Origin of the sequence: Streptomyces sp. NPDC051133, assembly GCF_040682635.1 — a bacterium.
Taxonomy (GTDB): domain Bacteria; phylum Actinomycetota; class Actinomycetes; order Streptomycetales; family Streptomycetaceae; genus Streptomyces.
In genome coordinates, this window is sequence record NZ_JBFBBK010000003.1 from 146,007 (window position 1) to 162,855 (window position 16,849).

General features: G+C 72.2%; 18 protein-coding genes. 9 read left to right on the forward strand and 9 right to left on the reverse strand.

Features of this window, described 5'->3' with window-relative positions; genetic code table 11:
* Nucleotides 1-12: 12 nt before the first annotated feature.
* Nucleotides 13-1,098, reverse strand: a complete 1,086-nt coding sequence (locus tag AB0N17_RS05030; RefSeq protein WP_366009717.1) for a helix-turn-helix domain-containing protein — start codon at nt 1,096-1,098, stop codon at nt 13-15.
* Nucleotides 1,099-1,196: 98 nt separating this feature from the next.
* Here AB0N17_RS05030 and AB0N17_RS05035 point away from each other — a divergent pair, with 98 nt between their 5' ends.
* Nucleotides 1,197-2,489, forward strand: coding sequence for an MFS transporter (locus AB0N17_RS05035; protein WP_366009718.1), 1,293 nt, complete (start codon nt 1,197-1,199; stop codon nt 2,487-2,489).
* Between the two features lie 31 nt (nt 2,490-2,520).
* Nucleotides 2,521-2,961 (forward strand): GNAT family N-acetyltransferase, encoded by a 441-nt coding sequence (locus tag AB0N17_RS05040; protein WP_366009719.1) that lies wholly within the window; start codon nt 2,521-2,523, stop codon nt 2,959-2,961.
* Nucleotides 2,962-2,991: 30 nt separating this feature from the next.
* On the opposite strand, the gene AB0N17_RS05045 is transcribed toward AB0N17_RS05040, so the two are convergent.
* Nucleotides 2,992-3,195 carry a tannase/feruloyl esterase family alpha/beta hydrolase gene (locus AB0N17_RS05045; RefSeq protein ID WP_366009720.1) on the reverse strand — a complete coding sequence of 68 codons (204 nt, stop codon included), beginning with the start codon at nt 3,193-3,195 and terminating at the stop codon, nt 2,992-2,994.
* Nucleotides 3,196-3,417: 222 nt separating this feature from the next.
* Between AB0N17_RS05045 and AB0N17_RS05050 the strand changes: the two genes are divergently transcribed.
* The 3 genes from AB0N17_RS05050 (at nt 3,418) to AB0N17_RS05060 (ending at nt 7,434) form a co-directional block, all read left to right on the forward strand.
* Nucleotides 3,418-5,052, forward strand: coding sequence for an ABC-F family ATP-binding cassette domain-containing protein (locus AB0N17_RS05050; RefSeq protein WP_366009721.1), 1,635 nt, complete (start codon nt 3,418-3,420; stop codon nt 5,050-5,052).
* 77 nt (nt 5,053-5,129) lie between these two features.
* Entirely contained in the window at nt 5,130-6,800 is a 1,671-nt protein-coding gene (locus AB0N17_RS05055; RefSeq protein WP_366009722.1) for an ABC-F family ATP-binding cassette domain-containing protein, read from the forward strand.
* Between the two features lie 70 nt (nt 6,801-6,870).
* Nucleotides 6,871-7,434 (forward strand): CGNR zinc finger domain-containing protein, encoded by a 564-nt coding sequence (locus AB0N17_RS05060; RefSeq protein ID WP_366009723.1) that lies wholly within the window; start codon nt 6,871-6,873, stop codon nt 7,432-7,434.
* A gap of 59 nt (nt 7,435-7,493) precedes the next feature.
* Here AB0N17_RS05060 and AB0N17_RS05065 read toward each other — a convergent pair whose 3' ends face one another.
* The 3 genes from AB0N17_RS05065 to AB0N17_RS05075 all read right to left on the reverse strand — a co-directional run bounded on the left by AB0N17_RS05065 (nt 7,494) and on the right by AB0N17_RS05075 (nt 10,355).
* Entirely contained in the window at nt 7,494-7,688 is a 195-nt protein-coding gene (locus tag AB0N17_RS05065) for a hypothetical protein (RefSeq protein ID WP_366009724.1), read from the reverse strand.
* 115 nt (nt 7,689-7,803) lie between these two features.
* Entirely contained in the window at nt 7,804-9,246 is a 1,443-nt protein-coding gene (locus AB0N17_RS05070) for an aldehyde dehydrogenase (protein ID WP_366009725.1), read from the reverse strand.
* Between the two features lie 32 nt (nt 9,247-9,278).
* Entirely contained in the window at nt 9,279-10,355 is a 1,077-nt protein-coding gene (locus AB0N17_RS05075) for an alpha/beta hydrolase (RefSeq protein ID WP_366009727.1), read from the reverse strand.
* Between the two features lie 303 nt (nt 10,356-10,658).
* On the opposite strand from AB0N17_RS05075, the gene AB0N17_RS05080 reads away from it, so the two are divergent.
* Nucleotides 10,659-11,090 (forward strand): organic hydroperoxide resistance protein, encoded by a 432-nt coding sequence (locus AB0N17_RS05080; protein ID WP_366009728.1) that lies wholly within the window; start codon nt 10,659-10,661, stop codon nt 11,088-11,090.
* A gap of 115 nt (nt 11,091-11,205) precedes the next feature.
* Here the strand turns inward: AB0N17_RS05080 and AB0N17_RS05085 are convergent, their stop codons facing one another.
* From AB0N17_RS05085 to AB0N17_RS05095, 3 genes are all read right to left on the reverse strand, one after another.
* Nucleotides 11,206-11,919 carry a hypothetical protein gene (locus AB0N17_RS05085; protein ID WP_366009729.1) on the reverse strand — a complete coding sequence of 238 codons (714 nt, stop codon included), beginning with the start codon at nt 11,917-11,919 and terminating at the stop codon, nt 11,206-11,208.
* Between the two features lie 46 nt (nt 11,920-11,965).
* Complete coding sequence (gene infA / locus AB0N17_RS05090; protein ID WP_366009730.1) at nt 11,966-12,190, reverse strand: translation initiation factor IF-1; 225 nt, start codon at nt 12,188-12,190, stop codon at nt 11,966-11,968.
* 150 nt (nt 12,191-12,340) lie between these two features.
* Entirely contained in the window at nt 12,341-13,138 is a 798-nt protein-coding gene (locus tag AB0N17_RS05095; protein ID WP_366009732.1) for a GNAT family N-acetyltransferase, read from the reverse strand.
* Between the two features lie 230 nt (nt 13,139-13,368).
* Here AB0N17_RS05095 and AB0N17_RS05100 point away from each other — a divergent pair, with 230 nt between their 5' ends.
* A complete protein-coding gene (locus tag AB0N17_RS05100) occupies nt 13,369-13,713 on the forward strand; it encodes a hypothetical protein (RefSeq protein ID WP_366009733.1) in 345 nt (114 codons plus the stop codon).
* A gap of 166 nt (nt 13,714-13,879) precedes the next feature.
* Nucleotides 13,880-14,599, forward strand: a complete 720-nt coding sequence (locus AB0N17_RS05105) for a VC0807 family protein (protein WP_366009734.1) — start codon at nt 13,880-13,882, stop codon at nt 14,597-14,599.
* A 138-nt stretch (nt 14,600-14,737) separates the two neighbouring features.
* Here AB0N17_RS05105 and AB0N17_RS05110 read toward each other — a convergent pair whose 3' ends face one another.
* Nucleotides 14,738-14,950, reverse strand: coding sequence for a hypothetical protein (locus AB0N17_RS05110; protein WP_366009735.1), 213 nt, complete (start codon nt 14,948-14,950; stop codon nt 14,738-14,740).
* A gap of 107 nt (nt 14,951-15,057) precedes the next feature.
* On the opposite strand from AB0N17_RS05110, the gene AB0N17_RS05115 reads away from it, so the two are divergent.
* On the forward strand, nt 15,058-16,839 hold the full coding sequence (locus tag AB0N17_RS05115; protein WP_366009736.1) for a glycoside hydrolase family 15 protein: 1,782 nt from the start codon (nt 15,058-15,060) through the stop codon (nt 16,837-16,839).
* Nucleotides 16,840-16,849: the final 10 nt, after the last annotated feature.

Genomic DNA, 16,849 nt, shown 5'->3' on the forward strand with positions numbered 1-16,849 from the left:
GATCCGCGCTCCTCAGCGCAGTACGGCTGCCAGCAGGTCGGCGCCCAGCGCCGTCAGGTCGGGGAGGTTGAGGGTGTGACGGACGTATCGGCCCTGCCGCCGGGCCGTGAGGAGGCCCGCGCGGCGCAGGACGGCGAGGTGACGGGACACCTCCGGGGGTGAGAGTTCCCAGAAGTGGGCCAGTTCGCCGGTGGTGTGCGGGCCGCGGGCCAGGGTGCGCAGCAGCCGCAGCCGTACGGGATGTGCGAGTGCTTCCAGCCGTAGGGTGACCGTTTCAAGCGACACCGGCTCCGATGGAGTCGGTTCGGCCACGGGGTACTGCACCACCGGCTGCCACCCGGGTGCGTGGACCGCCACGAGGTGCGGGCGGCCGAAGACAGTGGGGATGAAGGTGACCCCGGTGCCGTGGGCGGTGGTCGCCTTGTCCTGCACCTTGTCCACGATGATGCAGTCGCCGTCCGGTGCCAGGGTGACCGCGCCGGAGACCGAGGCGAGTGCCGCTCCGACGCCCTGGCGCCGCAGCAGGTCGTTCTTCAGCCGCAGGTCGGTGGCGAGCTGTACGGCGACGCCCGCCCAGGCCGCGTCGAAGAAGGCCTCGGCACACTGTTCGAGGGTGTCGCGCACCCGCGCCCGCACCGCGGCCGGGTCCGCGAGGAGCCGTTCCGCGAAGGCCTCTTGCAGCGGGCCGCGGGCCTGGGCCACGTCGAGGGCCCGCTCGCGCGCGGTCGCGTCGGTGAGCGGCGACCGCGCGGTGAAGTGGACCCGGTTGCTCCCGCACGTGGTGACGAGGGCGGCGGTCACATACGTCGCGTCGTCGATCCGGTCCACGTCGTCCAGCTCGTCGGCGAGGGTCGGCCGTGGCCGGGCCGGAATCATGAAGTCGGCCTGTGAGGAACGCCAGAGGAACTCCGCCTCCCGCAGCCGCTCGGCCAGCTCCGGGCGCAGCCCGGCCCAGACGTCGCCGGCCCAGCCGGCGTGCTGCGGATGGTGCCCGGGCTCGGCGAGCACGTGCAGCATCGCGGTCAGTTCGGCCAGCGGCGAGGCCGCGAACCGCAGCCGCTCGGACGGCGGGCCGCTGATGCCGATGCGAAGCGTCATCCGCTCATCATCGCGGGCGGGCGACCGGCGACCGCGTCGGTTGACGGGATGCGTCAACCCGCGTGCCCCGTACGGTGGTCGAACGCAGCGTGGGCGCCATGGCAACCACCACCAGGCTTCGGCCCCGTACCCTCGTCCGTGCCTCCGGAGGGCCCCGCTACGCCGTCGCCCTGGCCGTGGACGCGCTCGGCACCGGTCTGCTGCGGCCCTTTCTGCTGCTCTACGGAGTGACGGTGCTGAGGCTGTCCGCGCCGGTCACCGGCACCGCCATGACGGTCGGCGTCGTCGCGGGTCTGGTGTGCATGCCCCCAGTGGGCCGTTGGCTGGACCGGGGTGCGCGCAGCACGGTCGTCGCGGTGTCGATGCTGGTGCGGGTGGCGGGCGTGGTCCTGTTGCTGGCAGCCCCGGCCGGGCACGTCTGGCCGTTCTCGGCGGCGGCTCTCTTCCTCGGCGTCGGAAACCAGGCATGGCCCGCCGCCCACGCCGCCGTCGTGGCCACGGTCGCCCACGGCCGGGAACGCGACGCCGCCCTCGCGGCGGGCCGCGCCCTGCGCAACGCCGGCCTCGGCATCGGCGCGCTCATCGCCACCCTCTGCCTGAGCGGCGGCACCACCGCGTTGCGGGCGCTTGCCGCCGTCACCGGGCTCGCCTATCTCGGCGCGGCGGTCCTGGCGTGGTCGGTCCGCCTGCACGCCCGGCCGGCCGCTCCCCCGGCCGCCGGTGAGGGGGATACCGCGCCCACGCCCCGGATGCGCGTGCTGCCGGCCGCGAACGTGATCTACGTCTTCTGCCTCAACGTCCCCGAAATCGCGCTCCCTCTGATCCTGGTGACCCAGTTGCACGCCTCCCCCGTGTGGTCGGCGGGCATCTTCGTGGCCAACACGGTGCTGGTGGTCACGCTGCAGGTACCGGTCACCGTCCTGATGGCGCGCTTCTCCCGGCAGACGGTGCTGGCGCTGGCCGGTGTCGTACTCACCGTGTCCTACCTCGGCTTCCTCGCGGCCACCTCCCTGGGGCACGGCTGGGGCGCCCCGGCCGTCGCCGCGGTGTCCGTGGTCTGCACCGTCGGGGAGATCCTCTATGCCGGCAGCGCCACCGCGCTCGTCACCGCCCTCGCCCCCGCCCATGTCCTGGGGCGCGCCCTCTCCCGCTTCGGACTCTCCACGGGTTTCGGCCTCGCCGTCTCCCCGGCGGTCATCACCACGCTCGCACCGCACGGCCCGACCGCCCTGTGGGGCAGCCTGGCCGCCGCGACGCTCCTCTCCGCCTGCGCCGTCGCCGGCGAGCGGAATCAACGAACGCAGCCCGGCAGGAGCCTCCAACCGGCTGGCGCGGCTCCGGAGTTGGATGCTCGTCCAAGCGATCGCGGTACGACGGTGCGGGGAAGTTGACGTCCGCCGCGTGGTCGGGTCTTCTGCTGTGATGTCTGATCTTCGTTTCCAGCGGCCGGACGACGACGCCACGCTCAGGGACTGGCAGCACGTCCACAACACGATCATTCCCACGCATCTGCTGTCCCTGGACGAGATACGGGACCGCGCACAGCGCCACCACCTGGAGGTGGCGTACCTCGGTGACGTGCTCGTGGGCTGCAGCACGGTGCGCCCTCCCACGGACGACACCGCGACGGCCACGGTGATCGCCCGCGTGCTCGCTCCCCACCGCGGGCGGGGGTTCGGCGAGGAGCTGTACGCACGAGGGCTGGACCGCGCACGGGAGTTGGGCGCCCGGGTGATCGAGACGGTGGTCCTGTCCTCCAACGAGGACGGCCTGCGGTTCGCGTGCGCGCACGGGTTCGTAGAGATCGAGCGGTACGTGCTGCCGGGTGAAACCGTTCCCTGGATCGATCTCCGCCGCGCCTGAGCCGGGTCGCCCGGGCCTGGTCGCCGTCGGTCAGTGGCGGGTCGAAGGCACGCAGCGCAAGCTTGCGGCGGCCTTGGGGTCGCCGTGGCCGTCGTAGCGGGACGCCTGCGGGTACCGGCACAGGCCGCGGGTCGCCGGTTCGCCGGAGACGTTGCGCAGGGTGGCGGGCAGGGTCCGCGGGGCCCTGCCGTGTTCGACCCAGGTCCGCAGGGCGCCGAGTGTCTGCCAACACACGGGCCCCAGGGGCGGGCTGTTAAGGTGGCGGCGACGTAGACCGTGCATCGAGGAGTCGCAGACGTGGTGGGTGACGACGACATCTCCGGGTGAGATCCGGATCTGACGGCCACCGGACGCGCTGAAGAAGCGCCGCCGAAGTGGCCCGTTCGTCGTACCCCTTTTCCCCATGTCTGCCCGGGGCGGAGCCATACCCGCCCCCAGCCCTTTCGAGGTCGCTTCATGTCCGACGCCGCCATCGTCTGCTCGAATCTGTCGTTCGCCTGGCCCGACGACACCCCGGTCTTCCGCGACCTGTCCTTCACCGTGACCACCGGCAGCACGGGCCTGGTCGCCCCCAACGGATCCGGCAAGAGCACCCTGCTCAAGCTGATCGCCGGCGAACTGCGGCCCGCCACCGGCTCGGTGACCGTCACCGGCACCCTAGGCCATCTGCCGCAGAGCCTGCCGCTGACCGGCGACCTCACCGTCGCCGAGGTGCTCGGCGTCGCCGCGGTGATCCGCGCCCTGGACGCCGTGGAGTCCGGGGACGTGAGCGAGGAGCACTTCACCACCATCGGCGACGACTGGGACATCGAGGAGCGCACCCGCGCCCAGCTCGACCGCCTCGGCCTCGCCGGACTCGCCCTCGACCGCAGCCTGGGCACCCTCAGCGGCGGCCAGGTCGTGTCGCTCGGCCTCGCCGCTCAACTCCTCAAGCGCCCCGACGTCCTGCTGCTCGACGAGCCGACCAACAACCTGGACCGGGACGCCCGGCACCAGCTGTACGACGCGCTGGCCGACTTCGACGGCCTCCTGCTGCTGGTCGCCCACGACCGCGCACTGCTCGACCGGATGGACACCATCGCCGAGCTCAGCGGCAGCCAACTGCGCCTGTACGGCGGAAACTTCACCGCGTACGAGGAGGCCGTGCGCGCCGAGCAGGAGGTCGCCGAGAAGAACGTCCGCAACGCCGAGCAGGAGTTGAAGCGCGAGAAGCGCGAGCTGCAGCAGGCCCGCGAACGCGCCGAGCGCAGGGCGAGCAACGCCGTCCGCAATCTCAAGAACGCCGGGCTGCCACGCATCTTCGCCGGCACCATGAAGCGCGGCGCGCAGGAGGCCGCGGGCCGGGCCGGTCAGATGCACGCCTCCCGGGTCGACGACGCCAGGGCCCGCCTCGACGAGGCCGGGCGCGCGCTGCGCGACGAGCAGCGCATCACCCTGGACCTGCCCGGCACCCAGGTGCCCGCCGGCCGCGACCTGTTCCTCGGCGAGGGGATGCGGGTCCGGCACGTCGGAGCGGACGTGTTCACCGAGGGCGGCGTCGACCTGTCCGTACGCGGGCCCGAGCGCATCGCGCTGACCGGGCCCAACGGCGCCGGCAAGACCACCCTGCTCAAGCTGATCACCGGTGAACTCGCCCCGGACGGCGGTGAGATCAAGCGCGGTGGCGGCCGCATCGCCTACCTTTCGCAGCGCCTGGACCTGTTGGACCTGGATCGCACCGTGGCGGAGAACTTCGCCGCGTTCGCACCCGACCGGGGCGAAGCGGAGCGGATGAACCTGCTCGCGCGCTTCCTGTTCCGCGGTGCCCGGGCGCACCTGCCCGTCGGCGTGCTCTCCGGCGGTGAACGGCTGCGCGCCACCCTGGCCTGCGTCCTGTGCGCCGAACCGGCCCCGCAGCTCCTCCTGCTCGACGAGCCGACCAACAACCTCGACCTCGTCAGCACCGGTCAGCTGGAGAGCGCGCTCAACTCCTACCAGGGGGCCTTCCTCGTCGTCAGCCACGACGAGCGGTTCCTCGCCGAGATCGGGGTGAACCGCCGGCTGCGGCTGGCCGACGGAACGCTCAAGGAGACCGGAGCCCCCGCGGTGTGAACCGCCGGTGTGTGCAGCCGCCCGCCCGAGGCTCCGTGCCCGGCGGGCGGACCATCGACCTCCTTGGACGGTTCCCTGTGCCCCAGCCCGCCCTGCTCGCCCACGACCTCGTCCGTAACCTGGGCGGCCGTCGCGTCCTCGACGGCGTGTCCCTGACCGTCTCCCCCGGCCGTCGCATCGGCCTGATCGGGGAGAACGGCACCGGAAAGTCCACCCTGCTACGGGTGCTGGCCGGTGTCGACGAACCCGACACGGGAAGCGTCTCGCGCCCCGCCGACGTCGGTTTCCTGCACCAGGAGATGCCCTTCGACGCCGACTCGACCCTCACCTCCGTGCTCGACGCAGCACTGCGCGAGGCCCGCGAGGACCTCGCGGAACTCGGGCGGCTCGGCGATGAACTCGCCCGGGTCCCGGAGGACGGCCCCGGCCACCGGCAACTCCTCGAGGCCTACGGCAGGCGCCTGGAGCAGGCACAGGACCGGGAGTCCTGGGACGCCGACCGCCGGGCGGCCCTCGTCCTGGACGGACTGGGCCTGGACACGCTCGCCCTGGACCGGACGGTCGGCTCGCTCTCCGGCGGGCAGCGCGGCCGGCTGGCCCTGGCGGCGCTGCTCGGACGGCGGCCGGAGGCGCTGCTGCTCGACGAGCCGACCAACCACCTCGACGACGGCGCCGCCGCCTTCCTCGAGGAGCAGCTGCGCGCTCTGCCCGGAGCCGTGGTCCTCGCCAGTCACGACCGGGTGTTCCTCGACGCCGTGTGCACCGATCTGATCGACCTGGACCCGGCGGTGGACGGACCGGTCCGCCACGGCGGAAACTACAGCTCCTACGTGAGCGAGAAGCACGCCGAGCGGGAACGCTGGGAGCGCCGTTACGCCGAGGAGCAGGAGGCACTGGAGGAACTGCGGCACGCGGCGGGAGTGACCGCGCGCCGGGTCGCACCCGACCGGGGTCCGCGCGACACGGAGAAGATGGGCCACGGCCATCGGGCGGGCCGCGTGCAGAGCCAGATCTCCCGCCGGGTGCGCAACGCGAGCCGGCGGCTCGGGGAGCTGGAGCGCACCCGGGTCGCCGAGCCGCCGCCCCCGCTGCGGTTCGCGGTGCGGCAGCCGGCCGCACGTACGCCGGACGGCCCGGACCCCCTGGTGTCCCTGCGGGACGTACGGGTGCCGGGGCGGCTCGCGCTGTCCGGCCTGGAGGTGTCGGTGTCCGAGCGGCTGCTGGTCACCGGGGGCAACGGCGCGGGCAAGTCGACCCTGCTCGCGGTGCTCGCCGGACGCCTCGCGGCCGAGGGCGAGGTGCGCAGGCCGCATGGGCTGACGGTGGGGCTGCTCACGCAGGACACGGTGTTCGACCGGCCCAATCGCACGGTCCGGGACACCTACGCGCGGACGCTGGGACCGGAGCGGGCCGAGCGGGTGCCGCTGGCCGGCCTCGGCCTGCTGGCCGAGGCGGACCTGGACAAGCCGGTCGGGCAGGTGTCGGTGGGACAGCGCCGACGGCTGGCGCTGGCGCTGCTGATGGCGCGGCCGCCCCAGCTGCTGCTGCTCGACGAGCCCACGAACCACTTCTCGCCGCGCCTGTGCGACGAACTGGAGGCGGCGCTGGGCAGCGGACCGGGCGCTGTCGTGGTCGCGAGCCATGATCGCTGGCTGCGCCGCCGGTGGCAGGGCCGGAAGCTGCGGTTGGAGCCGGGAGGGGGCCGGGGAAACCGGGGAGGCCGGGGTACCGGTCCTGCGCCGGGGTAGGCTCCGGGGACACCGGCTGGACCAGTGACGAGCCTTGCGCCGCACACCAGTCACCTGTCAAGATGGTGATGTGAATCTTGACCATGTCTTCGTGTGCGGGCACCCGGCGCTCGACTTCGCCGCCACCCTGCGCGCCCGGCGTTCGGTCCGGTTCGAGATGTTCGCGACCCCGGACCGGCTCACCGCCTGGTACCTGGAGTCGGGGCTCGTGGACGCGATCACGCCCGGCGGGGAGGACGACGTCCGGGAGGCGATCGCGGTGCGTGAGGCCGTCTACCGGCTCGTCACCGACCGCCGTCTCGGCGAGGAGTTCGACCGGCAGGCCCTCGCGGTGCTCAACGCCGCCGCGCGCCAGGCGCCGGCGACACCACAGCTCACCCTGGCGGGCCGGCACACCGACGCGACGCCCGGGCAGGCCCTGGCCACCGTCGCCCGGCAGGCCGTCGAACTGCTCAGCGGCCCGGACGTCCCCCTGCTCAAGGAGTGCGGCAACCCCGAGTGCACGCGTGTCTACATCGACCGCTCCCGGGGCATGCGGCGGCAGTGGTGCGGCATGGAGTCGTGCGGCAACAAGATCAAGGCGGCGGCCTACCGCGCCCGCAAGAAGACGGCGCCCGCCGCGGCCGGGAGCTGACCGGCCGGCGGCGGGTGCGCGAAGGCCGGCGAGCACATCAGCCGCCGGCCTTCGCGCGTTCACAGCCCCAGGTCGAGGGCGAGGCAGGAGTAGTACTTCCACGAGCCCTCGGGGTCGTACGCGGTGTCGACCCCGCCCGGAGCGGCCTCCACCTCCTGGGTCATGTCCTCGAAACGTATGCGCTCGGGAAGCCTGCCGAAGCGTGCGCGCCGCGCCGCCGCCGCGGCGGCGTCCGCCGTCGGTTCCTCGTTCATGGCGATACCCCACTTCATCGACACTTCACGACCTCAGCGTGCACCCTCATGTGTCACCGGTCAAGAGGGTGACGCATGAGGGACCGCGCGGGTGCCGCCGGGCGCCCGGCGACCGTCACACGGTGATGGTCTTGTACTCGGTGTAGGTGCCGAGGCCCACCGTGCCGTACTCGCGGCCGATTCCGCTGGCCTTGAAGCCGCCGAACGGGCCGTCGAAGGCGATCGGAGCGCCGTTGACCGTGACGGTGCCGGTGCGGATGCGGCGGGCGACCTCCAGGGCGTGGGCCTCGTCGGAGGACCAGACGCCGCCGGACAGGCCGTACGGGGAGTCGTTGGCGATCCGTACGGCGTCGTCCTCGTCGTCGTAGGGGATGACCACCAGGACCGGGCCGAAGATCTCCTCCTGCGCGATGCGCATCGAGTTGTCGACGTCGGCGAAGAGGGTGGGGGTGACGTAGTTGCCCTTCTCCAGCCCCTCGGGGATCTGCGGGCCGCCCGTGACCAGGCGGGCGCCCTCCTCGATGCCGAGCTGGATGTAGGTGCGCACCCGCTGCTGCTGGTCGGGGCGGATCATCGGGCCGATGAAGGTGTCCGGGTCGCTCGGGTCACCCACCTTCACCGACTCGACCAGTTCCTTCAGCGCCGCCACGACCTCCTCGTACCGGCTGCGTGGCGCGAGGATCCTGGTCTGCGCGATGCACGACTCGCCGTTGTTGAGCAGGGAGCCGAACCTCAGGCCCGTGACGGCTCTGTCGAGGTCGGCGTCCGGCAGGATGACGGCGGCGGACTTGCCGCCCAACTCCAGGCTGACCCGCTTGAGCTGCTCCCCCGCGATCGAGGCGATACGGCGGCCGGCCCGCGTGGAGCCGGTGAAGGCGATCTTGTCGACCTCCGGGTGCGACACCAGGTACTCGCTGGTCTCCCGGTCGGCGGACAGCACGCTGACGACACCCTCGGGCAGGCCCGTGCGCTCCAGCAGCTCGGCCAGGAAGCCCATGCTCAGCGAGTTCTCCGGGGACACCTTGAGGACCACGGAGTTGCCGGCGACCAAGGCCGGGATGATCTTGGAAGTGGCCGACGAGAACGGCGAGTTCCACGGGATCACGGCCGCGACGACACCGACCGGCTCGCGGCGCACCACGCTGCGCACCGGTGACGCCGGGTCGGAGGGCGCCGGTGTCTCCTCCCAGGCGAACTCCTCGGCCGCCTTCAGGTAGGCGTTCGCCTGCCGGGTCAGGCCCGGCTGTCCGGCGCGGGTGAACCAGAGCGCCGAGCCGTTCTCCAGCGAGATCAGACGGGCGACGTTCTCGGCGTTCTCCTCACGCAGCGCGTTGAACCGACGCAGGAGCGCGATCCGCCGCTCGGGCGGGGTGGTGCGCCACGCGCCCGCGTCGAACGCGGCCCGTGCCGCGGCCACCGCGCGGTCCACGTCCGCCGGCCGCGCCTGGGCCGCCCGGCCGATCACCGACCGGTCGTGCGGCGAGGCGAGGGCGAGGAGCTCCGGGTCGCTCGGCTCCGCCCAGGAGCCCCCGATGAAGAGCCGGTCGTAGACGATCATGCGTTTTCTCTCCTTCGATTCGTCGGCGCACGTCAGAGTCGGTCGGCGTCGACGACGGCCTGCGCGAAGGCGGTCGGCGCCTCCTGCGGCAGGTTGTGGCCGATGTTCGCGAGGGTGCGGTGCTCGTAGGGGCCCGTGAAGTGGTCGCGGTAGGCGGAGCCGTCACCGGCCGGGGTGAAGGGATCGAGGGCCGGGTCGAGGGTGATCGTGGGGACGCCGATGGGCGGCTGGGCGGCAAGCCGTGCCTCGTAGCGGCCGTAGCGGCTCTCCGTCTCGATCAGGCCGATGCGCCAGCGGTAGTTGTACAGGACGATGGCCGCGTAGTCGGGGTTCTCGAAGGCCTGGGCGGTGCGCTGGAAGGTGGCGTCGTCGAAGTCCCAGTCGGGCGAGACGAGGGTCCACACGTACCGGCACAGGGCGATGCGTTCGTCGACGTTCTCCATCGCCTTCTTGCCGCGCTCGGTGGCGAAGTACCACTGGTACCACCAGTTGTGCTCGACGGCCGGGGCGGCGGGCTCCCGCTGCGCCTTGATGTCGGTGATGAGGTAACCGCCGGTGGAGACAAGGGCCTTGACCCGCTCGGGCCACAGGGCCGCGATGATGTCGGCGGTGCGGGAGCCCCAGTCGAATCCGGCGAGCAACGCCTTGTCGATCTTGAGCGCGTCCATCAGGGCGATGATGTCGAGCGCGATGGCGGACTGCTCTGCGGTGCGGGGGGTGCGGGCGGACAGGAATCGTGTGCTGCCGTGTCCGCGCAGGTAGGGAACGATGACGCGGTATCCCAGGTCGGCGAGGAGCGGGGCGACGTCGACGTAGCTGTGGATGTCATAGGGCCAGCCGTGCAGGCACAGGACCACCGGTCCGTGGGCGGGCCCCGCCTCGGCGTAGCCGATGTCGAGGACGCCCGCCCTGACGTGCTTGAGGGTACGGAACGCGGTGTGGGTGCCGGGGGCGACGGCGGGCACGGTGGGCGCGGCCGTGCCACCCTGGGCACGAGAGGCCGTGGCGCCTCCCGCGGCGGACGCGGTGGAGTGCGGGCCGGTCATCGAGATGGCCGCCGCGCCGGTGCCCAGTCCGATGGCCTTGGTGAACGTGCGCCTGTTGATCACGAGAAACCCTCCGTCGCGTGCTGTGCGCTGACCGGCCCGCGGTCGGGATATCCCCCCGCTCGCACCCTCGGGGCGCGACGTCACCGCGGCTTGTGACGTAACGACCTTCACATGAGGTCGAGTCACCTGTCAAACCGGTGACGCACGCTGGAACCGGCCTCTGTAAGTCATCCAGAGTCGCCCTCTTGACGGGTGACGCACTGACCGGTCAAGGTGTCGTCACCACTTGAACCGGTGACGCCAGTCGGGCGTCACGGACCTGGGGCCGATCGAATCCCCCGACCCGGATGGAGAGCACGAGCCATGGCAGTCACCTACACCGCCCATGTCGACGTCGATGGAGAGGGCCGCAACGGCGGTCACGTCCGCTCACGCGACGGCCTCCTGGAGACGCGGCTCGCCATCCCCAAGGAGTTCGGCGGCGCGGGTGACGCGACCAACCCGGAACAGCTGCTGGCCGCCGGCTGGGCCGCGTGCTTCCTGGGCGCCCTGCGCCGTGCCGCCGCCACCCGCGGGACCCGGCTCACCAGCACCACCATCACCGCCGAGATCACGCTCATCCACGGCGACGACGGCGAGTTCTCCCTCTCCGCGGTCCTCAGCCCCGTCCTCGGCGGCGTGGATCAGGCGACCGCCGAGGAGCTCGCGCGGGCCGCCCACCAGATCTGCCCGTACTCCAAGGCCACGCGGGACAACATCCCCGTCACGCTCAACGCCTCCGGCACAGCGGCCTGATCAACCCCTGACCGCGGGTCCCGTGCCTCTCCCCCTGGGGCACGGGACCCGCCCATCCCCCCGGACGGGACCGGACGACGACATGCTCCAGGTGAACAACGGTCAGCGACCGGGCTTACCGGCTGTGCAGCCAGACCCGCAGTGGGCCGATCGGCTCGAAGCCGTGGCGGACGGCTGCCGCCAGGGCGTCGCCCTGCTCGTAGCCGGCCAACGGCAGGGTGGGGAACAGCCGGTTCACGGCGTGCAGCACGCCGGGCCAGGCCGCGTCTGCGCCTCCGTCGAGCGCGAAGACATTGGACACGCCGACCACTTCATCGCTGCGGCTCGCCACCGCGCCGGCGACCACACGGCCGTCTGGGGACAGTCCGGCGAGCACGAAGGTGGCGGGGTCGGCGAGCAGTTCGGGCCGGAAGAGGCCTTCGTCGCCCTCGCCGTCGTCCCAGGCGAGGGCCCAGGCGTGCAGCGTGTCCGGGTCGTCCGCCACGGACCACTGGAGATCCGGCGCGGGGGCGGGCGCGCTCGCCGGACGGTGGATCCACTGTGCCTCGAACAGCACCTGGAAGCCGGCCCCCGTCAGATCGAGGTCGGCGAAGCTGTCCTTGACCGAGGCGCCGGGTGCGGCGGTGTCGATCCGGGCCGCGAGCGCGGTCGCGTCGGCGCCCGGCACCAACGTGACCGCATCCGGGTAGTACAGCGGGGTACGCGAGGGAGCGGCCCAGGCCTGTGCCGCGAACTCGCCCTTCACGCCATGGGATCGGCTCATCGCCGCACACCACTCGGCGTTGTTGCGGGCGGCGGCCCGGACCATCAGCTGCTTACCGGTCGTCACGAGTCGGGATCATGACAGGCCCGGGCGAGCCCCGTCGAACGGTTTTCTAGGCCCGGTACCGGTAGCAGATCCGGCCGCGGGTGAGGTCGTAGGGGCTGAGTTCCACGAGCACCCGGTCGTACGGGAGGATCTTGATGTAGTTCTTCCGGATCTTCCCGCTGATGTGGGCGAGCACGGTGTGCCCGTTCTGGAGCTCCACCTTGAAGGTGGCATTGCGCAGGCACTCGATGACGGTGCCCTCGACTTCTATGCCCCGTGACGTTTTGGTCATGATCTCTCACATCTCAGTTCTGTGGCGGCGCAGTCGCCGGTGGGCGAATGCGGTGTGTGGTCGGGCGCGGTCCTTGGTCCGCGCGGTCCGTGGTCGGCGTGGTCCTTGGTCGGCGCGGTCCTGGTCGGCGCTGTGCGGTCCCGTGGAGCGTCAGCGGCGGACGAACTCCACGGTGCTGCCCGCTCGTCGGGCGCCGATGCCCTCGAACAGGGCCGTGGCGGCCGCGTTGGACTCGTCCACCTCGGCCCATGCCGATGCCTTGCCGGAGCGGTGCATCGAACCCAGCGCGTGGGCCAGCAGCGCGCGGGCGATGCCGCGGCGGTGGCTGTCGCCCCGGACGGCGATGAGGCCGATCCGCGGCTGCCGGGGCAGCGGCGCCACCCGGATCAGTCCCACGTACCGGTCCACGTGCCGTGCCACCGCGTACTTCGACGGGTCGAGCAGGGTGACGCCCGCGGGGCGGGGCAGCACTTCGGCCGGCATCGTCCGCCAGCCGGCCGCGGCCTCGACCTCGGCGCGGACGACCCCGTCCAGGGCGCGCAGCGGGCCCTCGTCCGCCTCACCGGCGGGCACGATCGTCACACCTGACGGGGGTCGCACCGCACCTAGCCCGGTGCGCTGCGGGTCGGTGGGCACGGTGTAGCCCCACTCACGGCGCGCGGCGCTGAACCCGGCCCGCTCCCAGGCGGACATCGAGTCCTGGTCGGCCTCGTCGGCCACGGCGTGCAGCGGTGCCGGCAGTTCCGTCAGCATCGCGTCGGCGATGCGATCGAAGACCGCGCCGTGCCACGCGTCGATGCTGATGAAGAGCCGTCCGTCGGGGCGGCGCGCGGCGTCCCCGCGGCCGACCACCCGGTCGTCCTCCACGGCGTGCCACTGCAGGTCGGAGACCCGCGTGACCACGACCGCGTGGTTGTCCGGGTTCGAAGGGGAATGCGGAAAGTCCATAGGTGTTGCCTCTCGGGAGAGCCTTGTCCGAGGCGCTCCCGGCGACACCTACGTCAACCGCCCACCGTGACGACATGGGGGAGCACCCACCTGCATACAGCCTTCATGGGTGTCACCTCCTCGCGTTCTCTCACGGCAGCCCAGACGGTACTCGATGGCGCCCGGTCGGCCCAACTCATTTAACGTGCTGTTGCCGAGGAGAAGGCATACGAGTCCAACGTGCCGGCTCGGTGCCGGAGATCGGGACATCCAACGGCTGTGCGGCCATCTGGTTCGCCGACGCTCTCCGTGACACCGGCGGCCTGTTGACGACCGTGGAGTACCGGCCCCAGCTGCGGCGGGTGCTGACGCCGCACGGTGTGGTGGCCGTCGACAACGCGGTGAGTCACCGGGAGCAGGTGGCCGCCTTAAGGGAACTGCCCCGCGCCGACCCGGAGTTCGACGTGCAGCTCCACGAGCTGGCGACGGCGTGCTCACCGGTGTCCGGGTCCGCTGATCATCTGGACCCGGGCGCCGCGGGTGCCCGCCGGGCCGATCCTCACAGCCCTTGCCAAAAGGATCTTGGTCGTGGATGATCGCGCCCGGGGGGAGTGGTGAGCTGACGGTGGCCTGTGGCCCGCCTCACCGCCGTACACCGCCTCATGCACCCGCTTCACTCACCCGCCTCATGCACCCGCCTCATGTCGAGGCGACCTCTCATCATCGGTATTTCCAGGGGGAACGATGTCTGCTCAAGATGCCATGAGCACGCCAAGCTCACAGGAGACAGGGGCGGCGCAGGTGGAGGAACGACCGCTGCCGCCCGCCCGGTCCAGGGGCAATGCCGTAGGCGGCTGGGTCCTCACGATCGCGCTGAACGTGGTGGCGCCGATCCTCACGTACAACGCCCTGCATGATCACGGGTGGAGCGAGTTCGCCGCGCTCCTGGCCAGCGGTGTCTGGCCGTTGGTCGACAGCGCCGTGCACCTCGCGTGGCGGCGCCGCCTCGACGAGTTCGCCATCGTGACCCTGGTGTTCCTCGTCATCACGGCCGTGGTCTCCCTCGTCGGCCCGCACTCGGCCAAGGCCCTTCTGATCAAGGACTCGGCCATCACCGGGCTGTTCGGCCTGCTGTGCCTGGCGACACTGCTGGCTCCGCGACCGCTCATGTTCTACTTCGGCCGGAAGTTCGCCACCGACGGCACCCCCGCGAGCACCTCCTGGTGGAACGGCCTCTGGCAGTTCGAGGGGTTCCGCACGACCGTACGGACGATGACGACGGTCTGGGGCGCGGCCTACTGCCTCGAAGCGCTGGCCCGTGTTGCGCTGACCTCCCTGCTGAGCACCGACACCATGGTCACCCTCAGCCCCGTCCTGATCTACGGCGTCCTCGGCGGCCTCATCCTGTGGACGACCATGTACGGCAAGCAGGCGCGGCGCCGCGGCGAGGAGCGCGCCGCAGCGGCCGCAGCTCAGGGCTAGGTCGTCACCTTCCGGGCGTCGGACGGCCGGTCCGGAGGTGTCGCCGGGTGATGCCCACGGGCGCGGATGCCGCGACCGTGGGCACGCAGGCCCGGCAAGGCCGTAGACCTGAGACCGGGGCCGGCCTGACCTACCTGGTCAGGGCGCTCGCCGACCGCGGCGACGCCGCGCGAACAGCGCGCTGAGCACCGCACACACCAGCGCCCCGAACAGCACCCCGCCCCACGGCATCCCACCTGGCCGGTGCGAGACCGTCGCATACCCGAAGGCCCCAAGGCCGCCGCCCAGCAAGAACAGCGCGAAGCCGCGCAGCGCGTACCGCCATCCGGGCCGGCCTGTAACTGCAGTCACGCCGGGCATTATCCACGCTCGCCCCACGGCGGCTGCCGGCGGCACCGGCTGTTCCGCTCGGCGCACACGTCGTTTCCTGACGGGCCTTCCGGGAAAACCCCCATGCCATGAACGAGAAAGCCGACAAGCGGCCGGAGCCGATGGACGGCGGCTGCCCGCCGTGGGTGCTGCGGGAGTACGCGATTCTGGCGGACGGGGAACGCGGCGCCCTGGTCGACCCGGATGGCCGGATCGTGTGGCTGTGCGCTCCCCGGTGGCACAGTGACGCGGTGTTCGCCGCACTCGTCGGAGGAGGCGGCTACTTCGGTGCCGAACCGGATGACCGCTGGCGCGTGTGGGGCGGCTACTACGAGGACGGCACCCTGATCCGGGTGAGTCGCTGGGTGACCGCCGATTCGGTCATCGAGTGCCGGGACGCGCTGGCGATGCCGGCTTCGGAGGACCGCGTGGTGCTGCTGCGCCGTATGCGGGTCGAACGCGGAGCGGGCCGCCTGCGGATCACCCTCCACCCGCGCCCCGGCTTCGGAGCCGACCGCGTGCGCGACCCCCGGCTGGAGGGGGACGTGTGGACGGCCGGGGCCGGCGGGCTGCGTCTGCGGCTGGCCGGTGCGCAGCGGGCCACGTGGGATCCCGGGTCCGGCCTGCGCGGTGAGGTCCGGCTGCGCGAGGGCGAGCAGCACGACCTCGTCCTGGAGCTGTCGACGCGAGCCGACGCGCCCCGGCTGGACGCGGGGCAGCTGTGGCGGGAGACGGAGGAGGCCTGGCAGCGTGTCGTGCCGGACTGCTCCGGACTCGCCGCGCCGCGCGACGCCCGCCACGCGTACGCGGTGCTGCGCGGCCTGACCAGTTCCTCGGGTGGCATGGTCGCAGCGGCCACCACGTCGTTGCCGGAACGGGCCAACACCGGGCGGAGTTACGACTACCGGTACGCCTGGGTGCGGGACCAGGCCTACGCGGGCCTCGCCGTCGCGACACACGGTCCGCACGAGCTGCTCGACAGCGCCGTGCGTTTCACCACCGAGCGGATCCTCGCCGACGGTGACGGCCTGCACCCGGCGTACACCGTCGACGGCGGGCCGGTGCCGCGGGAGCACAAGCTTCCGCTCACCGGCTATCCGGGCGGCAGCGACCGCATCGGCAACAAGGCGGCCGCCCAGTTCCAGCTCGACGCGTTCGGGGAGGCGCTGCAACTGCTCGCCACCGCGGCGCACCACGACCGGCTCACGCCCGAGACGGAACGGGCGATCACGGTCGCGGTCGACGCGGTGGAGCGCAACTGGACGCGCCCGGACGCGGGACTGTGGGAACTGGACGACCGCTGGTGGACCCAGTCCCGGCTGAGTGTGGTCTGCGGGCTGCGGCGCGTGGCCGGGGCACTGCGGGGCCGGACCGCGCAGCGCTGCGCCGACCTCGCCGACGTGGTCTTCGCGGAGACCCGCCGCCGCTGTCTGCGGCCCGACGGCCGGTGGCGCAGGGCCGCGGACGACGACGGCCCGGAGGCCGCTCTGCTCACCCCGCTGGCCCGTGGCTGTCCCCCCGCCGACGATCCCAGCAACGCGATCACCCGCCGGTACATCGAGGACGAGCTGGCCGAGGACGGCTACCTGTACCGCTTCGTCCATCCGGGCGTTCCCCTCGGGGAGGCCGAGGGTGCGTTCCTCTTCTGCGGCTACACCATGGCGCTGGCCGGCGACCACCTCGGTGACCGGACCGGAGCGCTGCGCTGGTTCGAACGCACCCGAGCGGCCTGCGGACCGTCCGGACTGTTCGCGGAGGAGTACGACGTACGTCAGCGCCAGCTGCGCGGCAACCTGCCCCAGGCGTTCGTCCACGCCCTCCTGCTGGAGTGCGCGGTGCGCCTCGGCGACGCCTCGGTCCTCCCGGTCTGAGGGAACCGGG

Bases quoted from the DNA above. Each gene is read 5' to 3' on its own strand.
- infA (WP_366009730.1), bottom strand. From the start codon at position 12,190: ATGACCAAAACGTCACGGGGCATAGAAGTCGAGGGCACCGTCATCGAG.
- AB0N17_RS05105 (WP_366009734.1), top strand. From the start codon at position 13,880: ATGAGCACGCCAAGCTCACAGGAGACAGGGGCGGCGCAGGTGGAGGAA.
- AB0N17_RS05035 (WP_366009718.1), top strand. From the start codon at position 1,197: ATGGCAACCACCACCAGGCTTCGGCCCCGTACCCTCGTCCGTGCCTCC.
- AB0N17_RS05065 (WP_366009724.1), bottom strand. From the start codon at position 7,688: ATGAACGAGGAACCGACGGCGGACGCCGCCGCGGCGGCGGCGCGGCGC.
- AB0N17_RS05050 (WP_366009721.1), top strand. From the start codon at position 3,418: ATGTCCGACGCCGCCATCGTCTGCTCGAATCTGTCGTTCGCCTGGCCC.
- AB0N17_RS05070 (WP_366009725.1), bottom strand. From the start codon at position 9,246: ATGATCGTCTACGACCGGCTCTTCATCGGGGGCTCCTGGGCGGAGCCG.
- AB0N17_RS05095 (WP_366009732.1), bottom strand. From the start codon at position 13,138: ATGGACTTTCCGCATTCCCCTTCGAACCCGGACAACCACGCGGTCGTG.
- AB0N17_RS05040 (WP_366009719.1), top strand. From the start codon at position 2,521: ATGTCTGATCTTCGTTTCCAGCGGCCGGACGACGACGCCACGCTCAGG.
- AB0N17_RS05115 (WP_366009736.1), top strand. From the start codon at position 15,058: ATGAACGAGAAAGCCGACAAGCGGCCGGAGCCGATGGACGGCGGCTGC.
- AB0N17_RS05030 (WP_366009717.1), bottom strand. From the start codon at position 1,098: ATGACGCTTCGCATCGGCATCAGCGGCCCGCCGTCCGAGCGGCTGCGG.
- AB0N17_RS05080 (WP_366009728.1), top strand. From the start codon at position 10,659: ATGGCAGTCACCTACACCGCCCATGTCGACGTCGATGGAGAGGGCCGC.